The organism is Streptomyces sp. NBC_01320, assembly GCF_035974375.1.
Taxonomy (GTDB): Bacteria; Actinomycetota; Actinomycetes; order Streptomycetales; family Streptomycetaceae; genus Streptomyces; species Streptomyces yanii.
Genome location: NZ_CP108390.1, coordinates 6,727,333 through 6,747,212, shown reverse-complemented (window position 1 = coordinate 6,747,212; position 19,880 = coordinate 6,727,333). Strand labels below are relative to the sequence as shown.

Below are 19,880 nucleotides of genomic sequence, written 5' to 3'. Positions count from 1 at the left end.
GGGCTCACCCGCGGGGCTTCGGCCAGTCCTGGGTGTCCGCCCATGCGGCGTACGAGGTCCAGGGGACAGTGGGGAACTGCGCGCGCAGCGCCTCCAGGTCCACCTGGTAACCGGTGGTCTCCAGGAAGCTGTACATGGCGAACATGTCGGGGTTGACGGTACGGAGATCCTCCAGTGGCGTCTGCCGGAACGCGACCATGCCGCCCGCGGCCCGTCCGATCTCCTCGGCCATCCGGACCGGCGTGGGGTCGTCGCCCGCCACTTCGATCCGCTGCCCGATCCAGCGGTCCGGATCGGCCACGACCGCGGCCACGACCCGGCCCAGATCCTGTCGCGCCACCTGCTGGAGAGGGGTGTCGCCGGAGAGCGGCATGGTGAGGAGGCCGGCGGCGACCTCGTCCAGCGCGCCCAGCGCGTTGTCGTAGAAGTAGGTCGGTGCCACCACCGTCGCCGGAAGTCCTGAGCCGGCCAGCAACTCCTCGGTCCTGGCCTTGGTCTCGAAGTGCGGTACGCCGGTGCCGCGGTCCGCACTGGCGACGGAGGCCAGCACCAGATGCGGCAGTGCGGCGGCCTCGGCGGCCCGTACGATCGCCGCGCCCTGGGCCACCTCCGCGTCCAGACCGTCCTGGAACGGCGTGGTCACGGCGAACGCGGCCGTCGTGCCCCTGAACGCCTCGGCGAGCGAGTCCGCGTCGAACAGATCCCCGGGGACGACCTCCGCTCCGGCCACGGCCAGCGCCCTGGCCCGCCCGCTGCGGGGATCACGCACCACGGCGCGCACGGCGCGCCCCGCCTCCAGCAGTGCGGCGGCCACCGCACCGCCCTGGCCGCCGGTCGCTCCGAGTACCGCGATGGACATGGCTTCTCCCTGATCGTCGACGGACATGCCTCCATGCTTACCAGCAGTGGCCTGCCACCGGGAGGACCCCGAGCGGTGGGCGTCGGCCCTGCCTCGTGGCCTGCTCAATGACGACCGGCACATAACTCGGCCCAAACCGTCTTGCCCACGACCCGGTCGGTGGCTCCCCAGGACGTGGCCAGCGCCTCGACCAGATGCAGGCCGTACCCCGACTCCGCGCCACTCGTCGGCGCACACCGCTGCGGCCCCTGCTCACCCAGTGCGTCCGACACCTCGATACGGAGCATGTCCGCCAGGTCGAGAAGCCTCAGCTCGAAGTCCCGCCCCTTCACGTGCCCGTGCAGCACCGCGTTCGCCGCCAGTTCGGCCACGACCAGGGCGGCATTGTCGGAGAACTCGCTCCCGTACGGCACACCCCACTCGTCGAGTTGATGGACAGCGAGCCGGCGGGCGAGCCGTGCGCCGCGGCGGGTGGCGCTGAACCGCTGGACGAACTCGGCGCCCGCAAGGGTGATTTCGACGTTCATGTGACTCAGCGTGTCCGGTCCCTCGTACGCTGACCAGGAGTGACACCACGACACCGAGTAGCTGTACGGGCACGCCCGGTCGGCTGTACGGGGCGTCGGCCGTGACCGGACGGACAGAGGCGGTACGGGGTAGATGGCGAACGCGGAACGCGAAGAACGACCGGAGCGCCCGGCCGAGTCGGATGGGACGGCGCACCTGTTCAGGGCGCTGGGCAGACAGCTCAAGGTGCTGCGGGAGCGCGCCGGCCTGAGTCAGAAGGAACTGGGCACGGCAGCGCACTGCGGCGAGGACCTCATCTCCGCGATGGAACGGGGCGTACGGACGCCGCAAGCTGATTTCCTTGAGCGGGTCGATGAGCTTCTTGAGGCAAAGGGCGTGCTCAGAGCGGCGGTCCCCGACGTCCTGGAAGCCCGGAAGAAGGCGCGCACCCGGCATCCGGAGTGGTACCGCGATTACGCAAGGTTAGAGGCGGACGCAGTACAGCTTTACGTCTACAACAACCAGTCCGTGCCCGGCCTGCTTCAGACCGAGTCCTACGCACGCGCCCTCTTCACTCAGTGGCAACCACTGCTCAGCGAGGAGACCATCGACAAGAGGGTGGCCGACCGACTGGATCGCCAGCAGATCTTCTCCCCATGGCCCTCGCCGACGTTTCACTTCATCCTGGACGAGAGCGTACTGATGCGTCCCATCGGTGGCCGGGGCGTCCATCAGGAACAGTTGTGGAAACTCCTGCACATTGGCCGTCTCCGGACGGTGCAAATTCAGCTGATGCCGCTTGATCGCACCGAACAGCCGAGCCTGGATGGCCCGTTCACGCTGGTCACGCCCAAGGGCAAGCAGCAAGTGGCCTACCTGGAGATCCACACGTATCCACGGCTGATCACCGATCTGGAGGAGGTCCGGGTGCTGGCCGTCCGCTATGGAATCATCCAGTCGGCGGCGCTCACGCCACAGGAGTCGTTGGCCGTGATCGAGAAGATGCTGGGAGAGCAATGAGCACCGAGCAACTGCACTGGTTCAAGAGCAGCTACAGCGACGGCGAAGGCGGCGCCTGCATCGAGGTCGCCTACGACTGGCACAAGTCCAGCCACAGCAGTGGCGGCGGCGGCGAGTGCATCGAGGTCGCGACCTGCCCCACCACCATCCACATCCGCGACTCGAAGAACATCCAGGGCCCCCACCTCGACGTCGCCCCCGCCACCTGGTCCGCCTTCGTCGCGTACGCGCGCCAGGGCTGAGCGCGGCCCGATCCGCCTGGCACACCGGGTCCCGCACCGGATCGCGACAGCCGCGACCCGGTCGACCGCGACGCGGCGGCTCCTGACGTAAAGGCTTTAAAGGCATTGGGAAGAAGGAACTTCCCAACCAAACCCGTCCCCCCGCCTCAACCCGAGGCCCGTCACTCGCACGGGTGAGGTTCGCCAACTGAGCTGGAGTTCGCACCGGTTGGCTGGCATATGCTCGCCGCGACAACCACAGACATGCGTCGGCCCCCGGCCGGGACGGCAATCCCGATCGAGGGCCTGACCACCGAGGAAGCGAACCCTTCCCGATGGATGCCCAGCAGATTAGCGTGCCCTCGCACGCCCCGTCCCGCGTACCCGGGAGCGCCGCGCCGTCGTCCGGTGTCGTGCACATCAACTCCCGGCACACCAGCCGCTTCACGGTCGTCGGCAACCATCTCGCCCAGCACCGGGAGCTCTCGCTCCTCGCGATCGGGCTCGGCCTGCACATCCAGTCGCTGCCCGCCGGAGCGAAGGTCGGCATCAAGGTCCTCGCCGAACGCTTCCCGGACAGCGAGGCCCGCATCGCCGCCGCCCTGCGCGAGCTGGAAGCCCACGGCTACCTCCGGCGCACTCGGGAACGCCTCCCCGACGGCCGCGTCGTCACCCGCACCTGCTCGTACAACCAGCCGGGCGCCACTCCGCACGCACCCCCGGCACCCAAGCCGCAGCCCCGACCGAGGCCGCGCCCCAGGCGCCCTGTTCCCGCACCCGAGACGTGTTCGGCGCTCAAACCGGTCGCGTCGCCCACACTCGTGGCGCAGCTGCCCACACCCCCGACCGCACCGCTTCAGGAACCTCACGCCCCCAGCGCCGAGCTACTCCGCACCGCCGCCGATCTCCTCGCCGACCTGCGTCGGGACACCCCGCAGCTGGTCCTCTCCGAGCGCGACGTCGACCGTCTCAGCCCGGCCGTCGCCGCCTGGCTCGAACGCGAAGCCACCCCCGAGACCATCAGGCGTGCTCTGACTGCCGACCTCCCCGTGCCCCTCAAGTACCCCGCGAATCTGCTCAGACACCGCCTCGCCGTGTTCCTTCCACCGCCGCTCCCCCTCGTTCCGGTACGCCGGGAGGTGACGCCCTTCCAGACCTGCGACGACTGTGAGCGCGCCTTCCGCTCACCCTCCCCCGGCCACTGCCGCGACTGCCGAACCGACGACCACCACCCGCTCACCGTATGAATTCGGGGAGCCATTGCCGCCGCACCCGGAACCAACCGGCCCGCAGCGCCGACTCCCGTCCCAGCGCCCGCCGTGCCTGCCGCACCTGCCCCGTAGCCCTCCACGCCCTGGACTTACCCCCAGCGTGGATGCGTCGTCGAGGTGCTGCTGACCCGATTCGCCTGCCGGACGCGCTCGAAGCACAGCTGACGCAAAGGACTTCCGCGCCGTCGTGCTCCCGTGCTTAGGTGATGGCCGCCATCACCGGGACCAGGACGAGGTGTCATATGCGGTTCGGAGCAAGGAAGTTTGCCGTGATGGCAGCAATAGCCCTCGTGGCCGGCACAGTCGGCGGGCCGACTGCGGCCGCCGAGCGTGATCACGGGCTGCCGCTCGGGCCGCGCGGCCTTCCCGAGACCCGTACCGTCGAGACCCTCCAGCTCGGCGTCACCCTGACCACCATTGTTCGCGGCGAGGCCGATCCTGCCGACGGCTGGACCGTCGAGGTGGCCGTCCCCGGTGGCGGCAACAACCCGGACCCCGACGCGCCGCCCACCGCCGTCGCCGACCGGGCGCATGCCGACGCTCTCGCCGACGCCTTGTCCGGCAAGGGATTCGTCGCTCGCGTCGAGGAGGTCACGACCCCTGCCGTGGCCGACTTCGCCGGCGGCACGCTCGGCTTCCGGGTGCGGATCGGGCTCAATGCCGACAAGGCAGCCGCCAACACCCTCCTCGCGCGGGTGCGGGCCGCGGGTTTCACCGCCTCCGCCGTCTTCACCGGGTGGGACGGATCCTCGACCGACCGCGGTCCGTGGCGTGTTCAGGTGCTCACCATCGACCCCGAGAAGTTCCGCGGTGACCTCGCCGGCGACTTCGGGCCGGACATCGAGCGGCGCGAGACCACCAGCGCGCTCGCCCGGGCCCGGAACGCGACTGCGGGGGTCAACGCCGGGTTCTTCGTGCTCGACCCCGCCGCCGGTGCGCCCGGCGACCCCGCCGGCCTCGGCGTCTACGACGGACAGCTGCGGAGCGAGGCCACCAACGGCCGGCCGGTGTTCACGTTCACCGCCGACGCGCGGCACGCAGGCGTCAACCGGTACAGCTGGACCGGCGAGGTCAGGGGCGGGCACACCACGCTGGCCCTCGACGGCATCAACCGCGTCCCCGGCCTCATCCGCAACTGCGGCGGAACCCACGACGACCTGCCCACCAGCCACCCGCTCCACGACACGACCTGCACCGACCCCGACGAGCTCGTCGCCTTCACCGCGGACTACGGCGCCTCCACCCCGGCCGGCCCCGGCGTGGAAGCCGTCCTGGACCGGCAGGGCCGGGTGACCGAGGTCCGGGAGACCCGCGGTGGCGCGCTCCCGGCGGGCGGCCGCTCGGTTCAGGGCACCGGCACCGAGGCCGCCGCCCTGCGCGCGATCGCCAAGCCGGGCGCCCGCCTCGCCGTCAGCGGCCACCTGACCGACGAGCAGGGCCGACCGGCCCACAGCCCGCAGATGGCTGTCAACGGCGGCCCGGAGCTCGTCCGCGACGGCCGTCCCCATGTGACACCGCAGGCCGACGGCATGGTCCGGCCCGGCGACCCGAGCTTCTACTACGGCTGGGCGGCCAAGCGGAATCCGCGCACGATCGCCGGTGTGGACGGGCATGGCCGGATCATGCTGGCCACGGTCGACGGCCGCGCCGTCGACAGCCTCGGTCTGTCCATCGCGGAGAGCGCCGCGGTGGCCGACTCCCTCGGCATGGAGAGCGCCGTCAACCTGGACGGCGGCGGCTCGACCACGATGGTCGTCGACGGCAAGGTGATCAACCGCCCGTCCGACGCGGCGGGCGAGCGCCCGGTCGGCGACGCGATCCTGGTGCTGCCTTGAGTTCGGCTGCCTGATCGAGTCGTCCTTCGCGGTCGGCAGCCGCGTGGACTCGACGGAACTCGAACTGACCGTCGACCAGTGGAGCGACGGCAATCCGGCGTACGCACACGCCGAAGCGTTGAGGGCCTGTCTTTCGGTCGAGCCCTGCATGATCCAGACAAAAAGACCCTAGTCCCCCAGCACCGCCTGCATCACGCTCTTCGCGATCGGCCCGCCGAGGCGTCCGCCCGAGATGTCCGAGCGGGAGATGTCCATGTCCGTCGGGTCGATGAAGACCGCGACCGCCACCGACTGCCCGTCGGCCTTCTTGCCGTACGAGACGAACCAGCCGTACGGCACCTCGTCCTTGACGTTCACGCCGCGCTGCGCCGTGCCGGTCTTGCCGCCGACCGTGACCCCGTCGATCAGGGCCCGCTGCGCGCTGCCTTCCTTGGCGGTGAACTCCATCATTTCCTGGACCTTCTTCGCCGTTCCCTCGGACACGGCCTGGCTCTTGAGCTTCGGCTCGTGCTTCTCCAGGGTCGACAGGTCGGGGCCGCGCAGCTCTTCGACGAGGTACGGCTGCATCAGCTTGCCGTCGTTGGCGAGCGCGGCGGTCACCATGGCCATCTGCATCGGTGTGCTGGTCAGGCTGCCCTGGCCCATGCCGGTCAGAGCGGTTCCGGGCTTGTCCAGGCCGGTCGGGTAGAGGCTCTTGGTGGCGAGCATGTCGCCGAACTCCTCCGAGTAGACATCTGAGTTGAAGCCGAACTTCTCCGCCGTCGCGCGCATCTTGTCCGCGCCGACCTTGGACGCCGCGTCGAGGAAGACGTTGTTGCAGGAGTGCTGCATGGCGGTCTTCATCGACGCCTTGTTGCAGACGGCGTCACCCGCCTCACTGCTGATCTTGTTCGAGGAGAGCGGCAGGGGGTACGGGGAGACCGCGTCGGACGCGGCGTCGACGTCGGTCACCACCCCGTTCTCCAGGGCCGCGGCCGCTGTGAGGATCTTGAAGGTGGAGCCGGGCGGGAAGGTCTCGCGCAGCGGACGGTTGGCCAGCGGTTTGCTCTTGTCCTTGACGAGCGCCTGGAACCGGCCGCTCTCCTTGAACGTGTTCCCGGCGAAGACGGACGGGTCGTACGAAGGCGTGGAGACAAGCGCCAGGACCTTGCCCGTGCGCGGATCGAGCGCGACGACCGCGCCCCGGGCGCCGAGGTCGGTCAGTCCCTTGTAGCCCGCCTCCTGCGCCTTGGGGTCGATGGTGGTGATCACATCGCCGCCGCGTCGCTGCTCCCCGGTGAGAATGTCCTTGGCGTGCCGGAAGGCGAACCGGTCGTCCTGGCCGCTGAGGATGGTCTCGTACGTCTTCTCCAGGAGGGACATGCCCTGCGCCTGGGAGGCGTAGCCGGTGACGGGGGCGTACATCGCGCCCTGCTTGAAGGTCCGCCGGTACCTGAAGTCCGTGCCGTCGACCGCCTTGGAGCCGGTGATCGCCTTGCCGCGGACGATGATGTCGCCGCGCGGAGTGGCGAACTGGGCGATCTTCACCCGGCGATTGTGCTCGTCGGTGGAAAGCGCCTCACGCTGGAAGTACTGGAGCCAGTTCGCCCGCAGCAGCAGGGCCATCATCAGCAGCCCGCAGAAGATGGCCATGTGCCGCAACGGCCTGTTCATCGTTCCCCCGCTCCCCGGAACCGGTTCGATCTTCAACAGGGGAAGATGCGCATGCCGGGCGAACGGTTGCACCGGGGGCGGGCCCGCGGAAGGGGGCGCGGGCCCGCCCGGCCGGGGTAATCGATCATTCCCGATCACCGGCCCCCGGGAGACGTGGCGCGCCCGTCCTCCGGGGGGTACGGAGCGGACATCACCCGAGCGGTCCCCGCCCGCGGTACCGTCCCCGCCCTGCTTCGGTCACAGATACTGTGCGTAATCGTCGAGGGTGCGCAGGACCTCCGCTTCCCCCGCCGGGGGAAGCTGCAGGACGACCTCCTCGATGCCCAGGTCCGCGTAGTGCGCCAGCTTCCCCGCGGTCGGCAGCACCGCGTACGGCACCACCCGGAGCTGCTTCGGGTCCCGGCCTGCCGACTCCCAGGCCTCGCGCAGAACGGGCATCGATTCCGTCAGTCCCCGGCCGCCGATCGGGAGCCAGCCGTCCGCGTACTCCGCGATATGAGCGAACAGCTTCGGACCGGCCGTGCCGCCGATCAGGGTGCGCGGGCCGGTCACCGGGCCGCGCGCCTCCTGGACCGGCTTCGGGTACGCGTGACTGGCCCCGACGGACCCGAACTCGCCCTCGTAACCCGTGGGTTCGCCCGCCCACAGGGCGCGCATCAGCGCCATCCGGTCGCGGCCCAGCTCCCGTCGGGTCCGCCAGGTCACTCCGTGGTCCGCGGCCTCCTCGACATTCCAGCCGAAGCCGAGGCCGAGCGTGAACCTGCCGCCGGAGAGGTGGTCGAGCGTGGCGATCTGCTTCGCCAGGTCGATCGGGTCGTGCTGGGCGATCAGGGTGATGCCGGTGCCGAGCGCCAGCCGCTCCGTCACCGCGGCCGCCTGGCCGAGGGCAACGAACGGGTCGAGCGTGCGGCCGTACTCGGGCGGGAGGTCGCCGCCCGCCGGATACGGGGTGTCCCTGCTCACCGGGATGTGCGTGTGCTCCGGCAGATAGAGCCCGGCGAATCCCCGCTGCTCGAGCTCGCGCGCGAGCCGTACCGGCGTGATCGTCTCGTCGGTGAGGAAGATCGTTGTGGCGATCCGCATTCGAGGACACCTCCGTCGTCGTGTGACCCCAACCTATGCGGTGCCGATCAGGACGCTCAGGACTCCCGCGTCGCCCTTCCTGTCCGTGAATCCACTTCCGTTTGCGGTGAGTTCATGGCCCCATAGCAGTTCGAGTACGTCACCCTCGTCACTCACGACACCCTGGGGAGCCACTCGTATGACCGGATCGGACACCCCGCAGAACGGCCCGCTCGGCAGGCGCGGCCTACTCGTCGGGACCGCCGCCACCGCCCTAACGTTGCCCACTGTGAGCTTCGCGAACGCCTCACCCGGCAAAGACGGCACTACGGACCGGGCCGACCTGACGAAGACCGTGCGCGGCACCCTGCCGACCGGGTCGCCCGACTTCGTCTATCTGCCGGTCGACGTGCCTCACGGCGTACGGGAGATCGCCGTCTCGTACACGTACCTGAAGTCGCCCGTCCCGGCCGGCACCCAGGGCAACGCCCTCGACATCGGCATCTTCGACGAGCGCGGCACGGAATTGGGCGGGCGCGGGTTCCGGGGCTGGTCCGGCGGGGCGCGTGCCGGCTTCTTCATCCGGGCGGACGAGGCGACACCCGGCTATGTCGCGGGGCCGGTAAGGGCCGGGACCTGGAACATCGCGCTGGGCCCGTACACCGTCGCCCCCGAGGGTCTCCCGTACGAGGTGACGATCACCGTCCGTTTCGGCGAGGCCGGCACCACTCCTGCGCCCGTGTACCCGCCCGAGCGCGCCAGGGGGCGCGGCCGCGCCTGGTACCGCGGAGACTGCCATCTGCACTCCGTCCACTCGGACGGCAAGCGCACCCCGGCCGAGATCGCCACCGCCGCACGCGCCGCCGGGCTCGACTTCATCAACAGCAGCGAACACAACACCCACACCGCGCACAGCGCCTGGCAGGGGCTGTGGGGCGACGATCTGCTCATCCTGACGGGCGAGGAGATCACCACGCGCAACGGTCATGTGATCGCGCTCTCCACAGACCCCGGCGCCTTCGTCGACTGGCGCTACCGGGCGCGCGACAACCGCTTCGGGCACTACGCGAAGGCCGTTCGCCGGGCGGGCGGCCTGGTCGTCCCCGCCCATCCGCACGCCACCTGCATCGGCTGCCACTGGAAGTTCGGCTTCAGCGAGGCGGACGCGGTGGAGGTGTGGAACGGGCCGTACACCCCGGAGGACGAGATCGCGCTCGCCGAGTGGGACAACTCCCTCGTCGCGGCCGTCCGCGCATCGAAGCCGTGGATCCCGGCGATGGGCAACAGCGACGCACACCGCGAACCGGACACGGTGGGGCTGCCGCAGACCGTCGTCCTCGCCGAGGAGCTGTCGCGCGACGCGATCCTCGCGGGCATCCGGGCCGGGCACTCGTACATCGCCGAGTCGTCCGCGGTCACCCTCTCCTTCGGCGTATCGGGCGGGCGCGGCGGGCACGCGGGGATCGGTGAGCGGCTGCGGGCCGACGCGGACGGTCCGCTCACCGCACGGCTGGAGGTCACCGGGGTGCCCGGCTGCACCGCCCACTTCGTCACGGACCAGGGCACGCTGCTCAGCTCCACGCTGCCGGAGTCGGGCTCGGGCACGGTGGAGTGGCGTACGACCCCGAGGTACGCCGCCTATGTCCGCGCCGAGGTCCGCCGCCCGGCCACGGTGCCGGGGCTGCCGGGGGCACTGGCGGCGCTCACCAATCCTGTGTTTCTGGACATCTCCTAGCGGTGTGCGGCGGCCCGGCTCAGAAAGGCGAGCCGGGCCCGCTTCTCCGGCTTATCGATCTCCGGGCCGAGTTCGAAGCCGGCCCGGACCACCCGGGCGACCGCCTTCTCATTGCGGGCGTCGGGCTCGACGACGATCCGCCGGTGGGCGGGATCGCTGAAGACGTAGCCGATGAGTACGGAGAGCATCGCACCGGTGAAGCCCGGTTCGGTGGTGCCGGTGGGGCCGACCAGCAGGTGGATTCCGTGGTCGCCGGGCTGTACGTCGTAGCACTCGCCGAGCGGGTCGGCGTCCGGTACGTATGTCTGGAAGAGGGCGACGGGTTCGCCGTCGCGGTGGACCAGATAGGCGTGGTGGGTGGTGAGCGAGTCAATGAACTCGTAGGTGTCCCGGACCTGTTCCCGGCTGCATTCGCCCATGCCCCAGAAACGGGCGCGTTCCTCGGTGACCCAGGTGTGGAGCAGGTCGAGGTCGCCTGCCGGGTCGACGGGGACGAGGCGGACGGAGCCGAAGCCGTCGACCTCTCGCTCGTACACATGGGAATCGGCGATGCTCTCGGCGCTCATCTCGGGGTCTCCTCTTCTCGGTGCAGCAGGTTCCAGTCCGTGACGACGGGGACGAGTTCTCCCCGTACCCACAGCGGGAGTTGATCGCGGTGGTGGGCGTCCCCCGGGACCCCGGATGCCCCGAGCGGGACCACCCACAAGCTGTCCTCGCGCCGCGCCAGGTCCCATACGTAGCGGGCGGCCGGGCCGCGGGCGCTGTGGTCGGTGACACCGGGGACGCTGGACGTGGACAGGACGCAGTCGTGGTCGCCCGCGAGCCCCGGCCAGGTCTCTCCGGGGTGCGTGCCGGGCAGCGCCTGCCAGGGCGCGAGCCGGTGCACCTCGCCCCAGGGGCGGGGTATGTCCTCACCCGCGACCCGCTCCACGGCACCCGCGACCACCGCCAGCCGTTCCGCGTGCGTCAGCGGTCCGCCGCCGGTCCCCGTCAGCAGCCCCTCCAGCGCGTACGCGATCCTCGGCACCGTCGCGAGCCAGGGGCGGAACAGATCCGGGTACGGATCCGAGTGCGCCGACCCGTTCAGCGGAGCGAGCGCCGGGTGGGCGGCCACACGGTGCACGACCTCCGCGCGCAGCGCCGCGTACAGTGCGGCATCCGTGCTGTCGGCGTCCATCCGCCGGTCCCAGCGCAGCAGCCGTTCGCGCAGCCGTACGGCCTGCGGGCCGGGTACCGCCACCTCTTCCAGCAGCCCCAACAGGGGGCGGGCGGAGGCGAGATGGGTGTCCATGTGGAGGTTCGCCATGTCCTTGGCGGTCCAGTGGGCCGATTCGTCGAGCAGTTCGCGTATCCGGTCGGCCCGGTGCGGGGGAGCGAACTCGATGCCGAGCGGGGCGGCGATCCCCCGCTGGTTGGCCATCACCGCCGCGCCGACGACGTCCGCGCGCGGCATCGGCGCGCGGCGGTCCCGCCAGGTGTATGCGGCGTCCCAGGCGGGCACCGTACGCAACCGGTTCTCGCGCGGGCGCACGGGTACGTGTCCGGCGACCCGGTGCAGGGTCGCGCCCGCCGTGTCCGCCGCCAGGACCACATTGACCGGCTCCACCCAGCGGTCGAGCGCGGTGTCGAGCTCGGCGACCGTGCGGGAGCGGAGCATCGCGAGCAGGGCGTCGAAGCCGAGTTCGCCGGTGACGCGGGGCGGGTGGCGGAGGCTGACGGCTTCCTCGCCGGTGTCCGGGCCGCCGATGATCACGGGTCCGCGGCCGGTCTCCACGACCTCGACGGTCACGGCGTCGGCGCCCGCCACGTCGATGGTCTCGGTGTGGGCGGCGGCCGGTTCCCAGCCGTCGGGGCCGAGCGCCTCGACTTCACCGGCCGGTGTGCGCCGCAGCCGTTCCCGGTAGAGGTCCTGGTAGTCGGCCATGGCGTTGGTGATCGCCCAGGCGACGTGCCCGGTGTGGCCGAAGTGGGCCACACCGGGCACGCCGGGGACCGCGAGGCCCACCACGTCGAACTCGGGGCAGGCGAGACGGATCTGCTGGTAGACGCCCGGGTCCTCGATGAACCGGTGCGGGTCGCCCGCGATGATCGGCGCCCCGGTGGCGGTGCGCTCAGAGGTGACGAGCCAGCCGTTGCTGCCGGAGGTACCGGGGCCGTCGGTGGCGAAGAGCTCGATGGCGTCGTCGCCCAGCCGACGGGCGACCTCCTCGCGCCAGAGCTTGGTGGGGAAGCCCGCGAACAGGATGTGGGTGGAGAGCCAGACGCCGAGCGGGGTCCAGGGCCGCCAGGATCCCGGGACGAGCCCGGCAGCGGCGAACTCGGGTGCCCTGCCCGCCCCTTCCGTCAGTCCCGCGTTGACGCCGTCGGCGTACGACCGCACCCAGTCGGCGGTCCGCGGTGCGACGCGCTCCAGACGCTCGAAGCAGCGTCGGGCGGTGTCGTCCAGCCGCACCCGGCGGGCGAACCGGTCCCATTCGAGGGCGTCCGCACCGAGGAACGCGGCGGTGGTGCCCTGCGCCCGATGCCGTTCGACCTCGATCTGCCAGGCACGGTCCAGAGCGGCGTTGCGGCCCTGGGCATGGGCGAGTTGACGGATTCCCGGCGCACGCAGGTGGGGTATGCCCCAGTCGTCCCGGAAGACCTCGTTGCGCATGCCGTTCCCGCCCTTGCTCGACTCCCCCGTCCCCAAAATTTAGGTTAGCCTAACCTGAATTACCGGGTTCCGCGCCGCGACGCGGGCGCCCACCTGGTCAATGAGTTGAGGTCCGCGCTGCCCGCGCTGCTGGGCGACCCCGCGGATGCGTACATCTGGATCGCCCGCGACACGGCGACGACCCGGTCCCTGGCCGCGTACGTACGCAAGGAACTGGGCGTCGCCAAGGAGCGCGTGAACGCGCCGGGCTACTGGCGCGCGGCTGACCGTCACGCCGGGCCGCTGTCACCGGCCCCCGCGCCATGAATCGCCACGCATCGCACTGACCGGGGAACGAATCCCCGGTCCGGCTCCTCTGTGGGGTGACGCACCCCGTCACCCGTTCTTCGCAGAGGAGCCGTCATGCGCCCGACCCGCCCCACCGCCACCCCCACCGCGCTCGCCGCCGCCATCGCCACGGTCCTGACCACGGACGCCCTGCTGCACCTCTTCTGGTCCACCGGTGCCACCTGGCCCGCGCAGGACGTCACGACGCTCTCGTACGCGGTACTGGGCGCCGACGTGCCGTTCACCCCGCCGGTCCTGCTCCCCCTGGCCACCATGCTGCTGACCGGGTCCGCACTGGTCGTGGCCCGCGCCCGGCTCGGCCGCCGTCACCGCCTCGGCCGTCTCCTGCAGGCCGCCGCACTGGCCGTCGGCTGCGGTACGGCGGTCCGCGGACTGGCGGGCGTCGCCTGGGCGTTCGGCGTACGGGCGGGTCTCGACGACGGGGCGGGAGACACGTTCTACTGGCTCAACCTGACCCTGTACACGCCCCTGTGCGTGGCCATGGCCCTGGCCGCGTTCCGCCTGGCGGCAACGGACGGCTCCACGAAGAACGAGACCGCGACGGAGGAAGCTCCCGCCCGTGTCCGATGACCACGACCGCGCGGTGCTGCTGGTGCGCGCCGCCCAGCGCGGCGACACGATCGCCATGAACGAACTCCTCGACCTCCTCATCCCGTACGCGGACCGCATCTGCACGCCCATCGCGCTCGCCGACGGGCCGGACGCCGTGCAGGAGACCCTGGTCGCCGTCTTCCGCGGTCTGCGGACGCTGAAGGAACCGGCCGCGCTGTACGGCTGGGTGCGCGCGATCGCCTGCCGCGAAGCGGTCCGTGTCGCCCGCCGCACCGCCCGCGCCGTCCCCGCCGACCTCACCTCGCTGCCCGGCCGCGGCGACCCGCAGCTGGCCGCCGACATCGACGACACCCTCGCCCGGCTCTCCCCCGAACACCGCGCGGTCCTGGTCCTGCGCGACATCGAGGGCTTCGACGAACAGTCCGCCGCCGCACTGCTCGGCCTGCGCGTAGGCACCGTGAAGTCACGGCTGCACCGGGCCCGGGACTCCTTCAGGAAGGCTTGGTCGTCATGACCGACAACCACCCCGCCCCAGGCTCCGCCGCACGGCCCGACTCAGCCGGCCTCGACCCGGTCCGCCGCCTGCACGCCCTCGCGGCGGGTGTCCGCGGTGCCCGCGTCACCACCCGCGAGGTCGCCGCCCCGTACGACATGATCACCCCGCTCCTCGCGGACCTGGACGGCGAGCTGGCCCGCCTGGTCCCGGACATGCGCGGCCTGCGCCTGACCCGTGCGGACGGCGACCGCGTCGAGGCCGTGGCCGTGGGCCGCCTCGGCCTGCGGGCCCGTTTCGACGGCATCCGCCGCCCCGGCTGGGTATGGCTGCAGAGCCGCTTCCTCCTGATCGGCATGGCGGCCACCCCGTCCGCCACCGCCCCGGACCACACCCTGGTGGCGTTCACCGGCGGTGTACGCGTCCCGGGCCACGCAGCTCTGCTTCCCGTGGCCGTGGGGCGGGCGGGGCGACGGGTGCTGGGACGGCTGGAGGAGCGGGTGGCGGGGTGACGGCTCAGTCCTCGACGACGAGCGCCGGGGTCTCCTTCGTCAGCACCTCGCCGCGGAAGAACGAGGGGCTCCTGCGCTGCATCGCCACCATCAGCACCACACCGAGCAGCAGCAGCCCCACACCTATCACGAACACCGAGCCGACCCCGAGGACCGACGAGCCGGAGCCGTACGCCGGGTCCCACATGTCGTAGAGAGTCTTGCCGAAGACGGCGGTGAGCAGGATGCCGCCGACCACCGGGAAGAGGCCCTTGAAGACCAGGTCGCGGGCGGAGCGGGTGAGTTCGGCGCGGAAGTACCAGGCGCAGGCGAACGCCGTCAGCGCGTAGTAGAAGCAGATCATGAGGCCGAGCGCGTAGATCGTGTCGACCAGGACGTGCTCGCTGACCAGGGTCATGACCGTGTAGAAGACACCGGTCGCGACGCCCGCGGTGACGGTTGCCCTCCCGGGCGTCTTGAAGCGCGGGTGGACCCGGGCGTACGAGGCGGGCAGGGCCTCGTACGTGGACATGGCCAGCACCGTGCGCGCCACGGGGATGAACGTGGTCTGGAGACTCGCCGCGGCCGAGGCGAGGACGGCGACGAACAGCAGGATGCCGAGGCCAGGACCCATGATCGGGCCGGCCAGCGCGGCGAAGACGTTGTCGGAGGTGTCCGGGTTGGCCAGGCCGAGACCGGTGGTGCCGGAACCGACGGCCATCTGGGCGGCGACGCCGGTCGCCAGGTAGGAGCCGACCAGGACGACCATCGCGATGAGTGCGGCGCGGCCGGGGGTCTTCTCGCTGCCGGTCGTCTCCTCGTTGGCGGTGAGGCAGGTGTCCCAGCCCCAGAACATGAAGATCGACAGCGACAGGCCCGCGGTGAAGGCGGCGAAGGACTGCACCGCGAACGGGTTCAGCCACGACCACGAGAAGTGGACCGACGACGCGAAGTCTCCGCTCGCCCCCTTCTGCACCGCCATCGTCACGAACAGGGCGAGGACCACGAGTTGGAGCCCCACCAGCGCGTACTGGATGCCCTTCGTGGCTGTCATCCCCCGATAGCTGATCGCCGTGGCGACCGCGATCAGGATGAGGCAGGTGAGGATGTGGACGGGCTTGTTGTCGTCCAGGGCGGCGATCGAGTCGCTGCCGGTGATCTCGCCCGCGAGCAGCCAGAAGTACGAGGTCGCCACGCCCGCCAGGTTCGACAGGACGATGATCGTGGCGATGACCAGTCCCCAGCCGCACATCCAGCCGACGCGCGGGCCGAATGCCTTCACCGTCCAGGTGAAGGAGGTACCGCAGTCCGGCATGACCTTGTTGAGTTCGCGGTAGGCAAAGGCGACCAGCAGCATGGGCAGGAAGCCGGCCAGGAAGACGGCGGGCATCTGGACGCCGACCTCGCCCGCGGTGGAGCCGAGGGTGGAGGTGAGGCAGTAGACGGGGGCGACGGTCGAGATGCCGATGACGGCGCTGCCCATCAGGCCTACGGAATTGCCGCCCAGGCCCTTGCCGCGAACACCGCCGTCGGCCGGGGCGGTGCCCCGGCCCGTGTCTCCGGCCTGCGGCCGCACGTCCAGCTGACTCATGAAAAGGACGGTATGCGCTGCGATATCCACATCCGGAGTGCGAGACTCCGGCGTCTCAACCTTTGATTGAATGGCCAATTAGCGCCAAGCACATATGAATTGAACGTGAATACAGCGAATCGCCACTCAATCAATGGCCCAGGCTCGATCGAGTCATCGTGCGAGAACCGCAGCACTGTCCGGTTTATGTTGATTCGAAAATTTCCCGCGACTGTCCGTTATCCGGACAGCCGCCCCACCCCGATGCTCAGCCCGGCCAGACGATCGCCTGGAGTTCGCTGTACGCATGCAGCGCGTACGAACCCACGTCGCGCCCCACCCCGCTCCTCTTGAACCCGCCGAACGGTGCCTCCATGTTCCGGCCGATCGTGTTCACCCCGACCCCGCCCGCGCGCAGCCGCCGCGCCACCCCGAAGGCCCGCGCCACGTCCCCGGACCAGACGTAGTCGATCAGCCCGTAGTCGCTGTCGTTGGCGAGTGCGATGCCCTCCTCCTCGTCGTCGAAGGGGACGACCACGACGACCGGGCCGAAGATCTCCTCCCGGACGACCCGCATGTCGTTGGTGCAGTCGGCGAGGAGTGTCGGTGCGACATAGAAGCCGCGATCGTGTCCTGCCGGTCGCTCGCCGCCCGTGACGACCCGGGCGCCCTCCTTCCGGCCCAGTTCGACGTACGACTCGATGCGGTCGCGGTGGGCGGCGGAGATGACCGGTCCGACGACCGTCCCCTTCGCCGCCGGGTCACCGACCGGCAGATGACCTGCGTACGCGGTGAGCCTCTCGATCAGCGCGCCGTGGACGCCCCGCTGGACGAGGACGCGCGTCGGAGCCGTGCAGATCTGGCCGCTGTAGAAGGAGAACGTCGTGCCGATGCCCGCCACCGCCGCGTCCAGGTCGGCGTCGTCGAGGACGACCGCGGCGCCCTTGCCGCCCAGCTCCATCAGCTGCCGCTTCATCCCGCGCCCGCACACTTCGGCGATGCGCTGTCCGACGGCCGTGGAGCCGGTGAAACTGACCATGTCGACGTCAGGGGAGTCGACGGCCGCCTCGCCCGCCGCAGGGCCCGAACCGGTGACGACGTTGACGACACCCTCCGGCACGCCCGCCTCCGCAAGCGCCTCGGCCATCCGGTAGACGGAGAGGGGGTCCTGCGGGGCGGGCTTCACGACGACCGTGTTGCCCATGGCGAGCGCGGGGGCCACCTTGCCGGCCGGATTGGCCCAGGGGTTGTTGTACGAGGTGATGCAGGTGACGACGCCGACCGGCTGGCGTACGGCGAGTGCGCCGAAGACGCCTGCCCTGCCCATCGGTCCGGCCTCGTTGATCTGCGGGGGGATCGCCTCCTCGACCGGTTCCAGGGCGCCCCTCGCGTACCGCCGGAAGCGGGCGGCGCCGACGGCGACCTGCATGGACCGGGCCGTTCCCGTCGTCGCGCCGCTCTCCGCCCGCGCGAGTGCGGCGTTGGCGGCGAAGTCGCGCTGCATCAGATCGGCGGCGCGGTCGAGGATCGCCGCGCGCTCCTCGGGGCGGGTGCGGGACCAGGCGGGGAAGGCTCCGCGGGCCGCGGCGGCCGCCGCGTACACCTGCGCGCGGCTCGCCTCGGGTGCGAGACCGACGACGTCCTCCGTGGCCGGGTTGATCACCTCGTAGTGACCGTCGTCGGGTTCGGTCCACTCGCCGCCGATGAAGAGGCGCTGGGGTGTGGTCACCGGGTGCTCACCGTCCGGGTGTCGCGGCCGGAGCGGAGCACCGTGCCGGGGACCGCACCGGTCACCTTGTCGTCGCGCAGCGTCTCCACGCCGTTGACGCGGACCGACACGATGCCGATGGCCTTGGAGTCGAGGCGCGGGCTGTCGCCGGGCAGATCGTGTACGAGGGTGGCGGGCCCGGCGTCGATGTGTTCGGGGTCGAAGAGGACGAGGTCGGCGTGGAAGCCCTCCTGGATCCGGCCACGGTCACGCAGCCCGAAGAGCCGGGCGGGGTCGTCGGTGAGCATTTTGACGGCGGCGGGCAGGGAGACGAGTTTCCGGCCGCGCAGGCAGTCGCCGAGGAAGCGGGTGGTGTACGGGGCTCCGCACATCCGGTCCAGATGGGCGCCTGCGTCGGAGCCGCCGAGCATGACGTCCTCGTGTTCCCAGGTCTGCTGCCGCAGCGCCCAGGAGTCCGGGTCGTTGTCGGTGGGCATGGGCCACAGCACGGTACGGAGCTGGTCGGCGGCGCAGATCTCGACGAGGCAGTGGAAAGGGTCCTGGCCGCGCTCGGCAGCGATGTCGCGGACGACGCGCCCGCTGAGCCCCTCGTTCGCCGCGCTGTACGTGTCGCCGATGACGTACCGGCCGAAGTCGGCGAGGCGACGGAAGACTCCTGCCTCCTTGCTGTCCGCGCGGCGGAGCATCTCGGCGCGGGTGCCGGCGTCGCGGAGCCGTTCGATCCGCTCGGGGACGGGGAGGGAGAGGATCTCGCCCCAGCCGGGGATGAGATTGAGGGCGCAGAAGGTGCCGAGCGACATGTTCATGGGGGTGAGGATCGGCATGGTGAGGGCGACGATCCGGCCGCCCGCGCGGCGGGCCCGTTCGCTGGGGACGAGCTGGCGCGGTACCCGTTCGGGTACGGCGGCGTCGATGGTGAGGACGTTCCAGTTCAGGGGGCGTCCGGCGGTCGCGGTCATGTCGACGAGGAGGTCGATCTCGTCGTCGGAGAACTGGTCGAGGCATCCCGCGACGATCGCTTCGAGCTGGGTGCCTTCGTGTTCGCCGACGGCGCGGGAGAGCGCGAGGACTTCCTCGGGGAGGGCGTGCCGGGAGGCGACGGGCCTGCCGTCGCCGTCGGAGTGGGTGGCGGACTGGGTGGTGGAGAGCCCCCACGCCCCGGCGTCCATGGCGTCGTGGAAGAGGTGGAGCATCGCGTCGAGCTGGGCGGGGGTGGGCTGTCCGCCGACCGCGTCGGCGCCCATGACGTGCCGTCGCAGGGCGCAGTGACCCACCATGAACCCGGCGTTGACCGCGATGCGCCCTTCGAGGGCGTCGAGGTACTCGCGGAAGCTGGACCAGGACCAGTCGACGCCCTCCTCCAGCGCCTTGAGGGCCATGCCCTCGACCCTGGACATCATGCGGCGCGTGTAGTCGGCGTCCTCGGGACGGTCGGGGTGGAGCGGGGCGAGGGTGAAGCCGCAGTTGCCGCCGGCGACGGTGGTGACGCCGTGGTTCATGGAGGGGGTGGCGTACGGGTCCCAGAAGAGCTGGGCGTCGTAGTGGGTGTGGGGGTCGACGAAGCCGGGGGCGAGCACGAGTCCGGCGGCGTCCTCCGAGGTCACGGCCTCCTCGGTGAGGGTGCCGGGCTCGGCGATGACGGCGATGCGGCCGTCGCGGATGCCGAGGTCGGCGGTGTACGGGGGAGCGCCGGTGCCGTCCACGACGGTCGCTCCGCGGATGAGGTGGTCGAGCATGACGGGTTCCCTTCTGCCGTGGGTGTGCAGCCGGGGTGCGTACGACCGCGGTACGCACCCCGGCTCGCGGAGCGACGGTCCGGGAAGACGCCGCTCGTGTGGGGGCGGGGACGGTCCTGCGGGGCTGTCCCCCACCCGCCCCCTC

16 protein-coding genes and 2 pseudogenes are annotated in these 19,880 nt (G+C 71.0%); 9 read left to right on the top strand and 9 right to left on the bottom strand.

Annotated elements, in window-relative coordinates; genetic code table 11:
• Positions 1 to 4 precede the first annotated feature (4 nt).
• The gene (locus tag OG395_RS30760) at positions 5 to 859 is read right to left on the bottom strand and encodes an NmrA family NAD(P)-binding protein (protein ID WP_327245832.1); all 855 of its coding nucleotides are present in this window, start codon (positions 857 to 859) and stop codon (positions 5 to 7) included.
• A gap of 104 nt (positions 860 to 963) precedes the next feature.
• Positions 964 to 1,386: an ATP-binding protein gene (locus tag OG395_RS30755; protein ID WP_327245831.1), complete on the bottom strand. Its 423-nt coding sequence runs from the start codon at positions 1,384 to 1,386 to the stop codon at positions 964 to 966.
• A 133-nt stretch (positions 1,387 to 1,519) separates the two neighbouring features.
• On the opposite strand from OG395_RS30755, the gene OG395_RS30750 reads away from it, so the two are divergent.
• The 4 genes from OG395_RS30750 (at position 1,520) to OG395_RS30735 (ending at position 5,713) form a co-directional block, all read left to right on the top strand.
• Positions 1,520 to 2,386 (top strand): helix-turn-helix domain-containing protein, encoded by an 867-nt coding sequence (locus OG395_RS30750; RefSeq protein WP_327245830.1) that lies wholly within the window; start codon positions 1,520 to 1,522, stop codon positions 2,384 to 2,386.
• Complete coding sequence (locus OG395_RS30745) at positions 2,383 to 2,628, top strand: DUF397 domain-containing protein (protein WP_327245829.1); 246 nt, start codon at positions 2,383 to 2,385, stop codon at positions 2,626 to 2,628. The genes OG395_RS30750 and OG395_RS30745 overlap by 4 nt, the downstream gene beginning before the upstream one ends.
• Before the next feature lie 314 nt (positions 2,629 to 2,942).
• Positions 2,943 to 3,854 (top strand): helix-turn-helix domain-containing protein, encoded by a 912-nt coding sequence (locus tag OG395_RS30740; protein ID WP_327245828.1) that lies wholly within the window; start codon positions 2,943 to 2,945, stop codon positions 3,852 to 3,854.
• A gap of 296 nt (positions 3,855 to 4,150) precedes the next feature.
• Positions 4,151 to 5,713: a phosphodiester glycosidase family protein gene (locus OG395_RS30735; protein ID WP_327245827.1), complete on the top strand. Its 1,563-nt coding sequence runs from the start codon at positions 4,151 to 4,153 to the stop codon at positions 5,711 to 5,713.
• A gap of 168 nt (positions 5,714 to 5,881) precedes the next feature.
• Here OG395_RS30735 and OG395_RS30730 read toward each other — a convergent pair whose 3' ends face one another.
• The 3 genes from OG395_RS30730 to OG395_RS30720 all read right to left on the bottom strand — a co-directional run bounded on the left by OG395_RS30730 (position 5,882) and on the right by OG395_RS30720 (position 8,605).
• Positions 5,882 to 7,366, bottom strand: coding sequence for a peptidoglycan D,D-transpeptidase FtsI family protein (locus OG395_RS30730; protein WP_327245826.1), 1,485 nt, complete (start codon positions 7,364 to 7,366; stop codon positions 5,882 to 5,884).
• A gap of 237 nt (positions 7,367 to 7,603) precedes the next feature.
• The gene (locus OG395_RS30725; protein WP_327245825.1) at positions 7,604 to 8,449 is read right to left on the bottom strand and encodes an LLM class F420-dependent oxidoreductase; all 846 of its coding nucleotides are present in this window, start codon (positions 8,447 to 8,449) and stop codon (positions 7,604 to 7,606) included.
• 33 nt (positions 8,450 to 8,482) lie between these two features.
• On the bottom strand, positions 8,483 to 8,605 hold the full coding sequence (locus OG395_RS30720) for a hypothetical protein (protein WP_327245824.1): 123 nt from the start codon (positions 8,603 to 8,605) through the stop codon (positions 8,483 to 8,485).
• Between the two features lie 22 nt (positions 8,606 to 8,627).
• On the opposite strand from OG395_RS30720, the gene OG395_RS30715 reads away from it, so the two are divergent.
• Positions 8,628 to 10,163: a CehA/McbA family metallohydrolase gene (locus OG395_RS30715; protein ID WP_327245823.1), complete on the top strand. Its 1,536-nt coding sequence runs from the start codon at positions 8,628 to 8,630 to the stop codon at positions 10,161 to 10,163.
• Here the strand turns inward: OG395_RS30715 and OG395_RS30705 are convergent.
• A pseudogene (locus OG395_RS30705) lies at positions 10,160 to 12,816 on the bottom strand (GNAT family N-acetyltransferase). The gene OG395_RS30715 and the pseudogene OG395_RS30705 overlap by 4 nt on opposite strands.
• A 63-nt stretch (positions 12,817 to 12,879) precedes the next feature.
• Here OG395_RS30705 and OG395_RS30700 point away from each other — a divergent pair.
• From OG395_RS30700 to OG395_RS30685, 4 genes and pseudogenes are all read left to right on the top strand, one after another.
• Positions 12,880 to 13,122 (top strand): annotated as a pseudogene (locus tag OG395_RS30700) (SIP domain-containing protein); the annotation flags it as partial.
• Positions 13,123 to 13,218: 96 nt separating this feature from the next.
• Positions 13,219 to 13,734, top strand: a complete 516-nt coding sequence (locus OG395_RS30695) for a DUF3995 domain-containing protein (protein WP_327245820.1) — start codon at positions 13,219 to 13,221, stop codon at positions 13,732 to 13,734.
• Positions 13,724 to 14,230: an RNA polymerase sigma factor gene (locus OG395_RS30690; RefSeq protein WP_327245819.1), complete on the top strand. Its 507-nt coding sequence runs from the start codon at positions 13,724 to 13,726 to the stop codon at positions 14,228 to 14,230. The genes OG395_RS30695 and OG395_RS30690 overlap by 11 nt, the downstream gene beginning before the upstream one ends.
• On the top strand, positions 14,227 to 14,721 hold the full coding sequence (locus tag OG395_RS30685) for a hypothetical protein (protein ID WP_327245818.1): 495 nt from the start codon (positions 14,227 to 14,229) through the stop codon (positions 14,719 to 14,721). The genes OG395_RS30690 and OG395_RS30685 overlap by 4 nt, the downstream gene beginning before the upstream one ends.
• Positions 14,722 to 14,725: 4 nt before the next feature.
• Here the strand turns inward: OG395_RS30685 and OG395_RS30680 are convergent, their stop codons facing one another.
• The 3 genes from OG395_RS30680 to OG395_RS30670 form a co-directional block, all read right to left on the bottom strand.
• Positions 14,726 to 16,291, bottom strand: coding sequence for an APC family permease (locus OG395_RS30680; RefSeq protein ID WP_327245817.1), 1,566 nt, complete (start codon positions 16,289 to 16,291; stop codon positions 14,726 to 14,728).
• A 247-nt stretch (positions 16,292 to 16,538) separates the two neighbouring features.
• Positions 16,539 to 17,999, bottom strand: a complete 1,461-nt coding sequence (locus tag OG395_RS30675; protein ID WP_327245816.1) for an aldehyde dehydrogenase family protein — start codon at positions 17,997 to 17,999, stop codon at positions 16,539 to 16,541.
• Positions 17,996 to 19,735 (bottom strand): N-acyl-D-amino-acid deacylase family protein, encoded by a 1,740-nt coding sequence (locus OG395_RS30670; RefSeq protein WP_327245815.1) that lies wholly within the window; start codon positions 19,733 to 19,735, stop codon positions 17,996 to 17,998. The genes OG395_RS30675 and OG395_RS30670 overlap by 4 nt, the downstream gene beginning before the upstream one ends.
• Positions 19,736 to 19,880: the final 145 nt, after the last annotated feature.

Coding starts and splice junctions, on each gene's coding strand:
- OG395_RS30760 (WP_327245832.1), bottom strand. CDS start 859: ATGTCCATCGCGGTACTCGGAGCGACCGGCGGCCAGGGCGGTGCGGTG.
- OG395_RS30755 (WP_327245831.1), bottom strand. CDS start 1,386: ATGAACGTCGAAATCACCCTTGCGGGCGCCGAGTTCGTCCAGCGGTTC.
- OG395_RS30750 (WP_327245830.1), top strand. CDS start 1,520: ATGGCGAACGCGGAACGCGAAGAACGACCGGAGCGCCCGGCCGAGTCG.
- OG395_RS30745 (WP_327245829.1), top strand. CDS start 2,383: ATGAGCACCGAGCAACTGCACTGGTTCAAGAGCAGCTACAGCGACGGC.
- OG395_RS30740 (WP_327245828.1), top strand. CDS start 2,943: ATGGATGCCCAGCAGATTAGCGTGCCCTCGCACGCCCCGTCCCGCGTA.
- OG395_RS30735 (WP_327245827.1), top strand. CDS start 4,151: ATGGCAGCAATAGCCCTCGTGGCCGGCACAGTCGGCGGGCCGACTGCG.
- OG395_RS30730 (WP_327245826.1), bottom strand. CDS start 7,366: ATGAACAGGCCGTTGCGGCACATGGCCATCTTCTGCGGGCTGCTGATG.
- OG395_RS30725 (WP_327245825.1), bottom strand. CDS start 8,449: ATGCGGATCGCCACAACGATCTTCCTCACCGACGAGACGATCACGCCG.
- OG395_RS30715 (WP_327245823.1), top strand. CDS start 8,628: ATGACCGGATCGGACACCCCGCAGAACGGCCCGCTCGGCAGGCGCGGC.
- OG395_RS30695 (WP_327245820.1), top strand. CDS start 13,219: ATGCGCCCGACCCGCCCCACCGCCACCCCCACCGCGCTCGCCGCCGCC.
- OG395_RS30685 (WP_327245818.1), top strand. CDS start 14,227: ATGACCGACAACCACCCCGCCCCAGGCTCCGCCGCACGGCCCGACTCA.
- OG395_RS30680 (WP_327245817.1), bottom strand. CDS start 16,291: ATGAGTCAGCTGGACGTGCGGCCGCAGGCCGGAGACACGGGCCGGGGC.
- OG395_RS30670 (WP_327245815.1), bottom strand. CDS start 19,735: ATGCTCGACCACCTCATCCGCGGAGCGACCGTCGTGGACGGCACCGGC.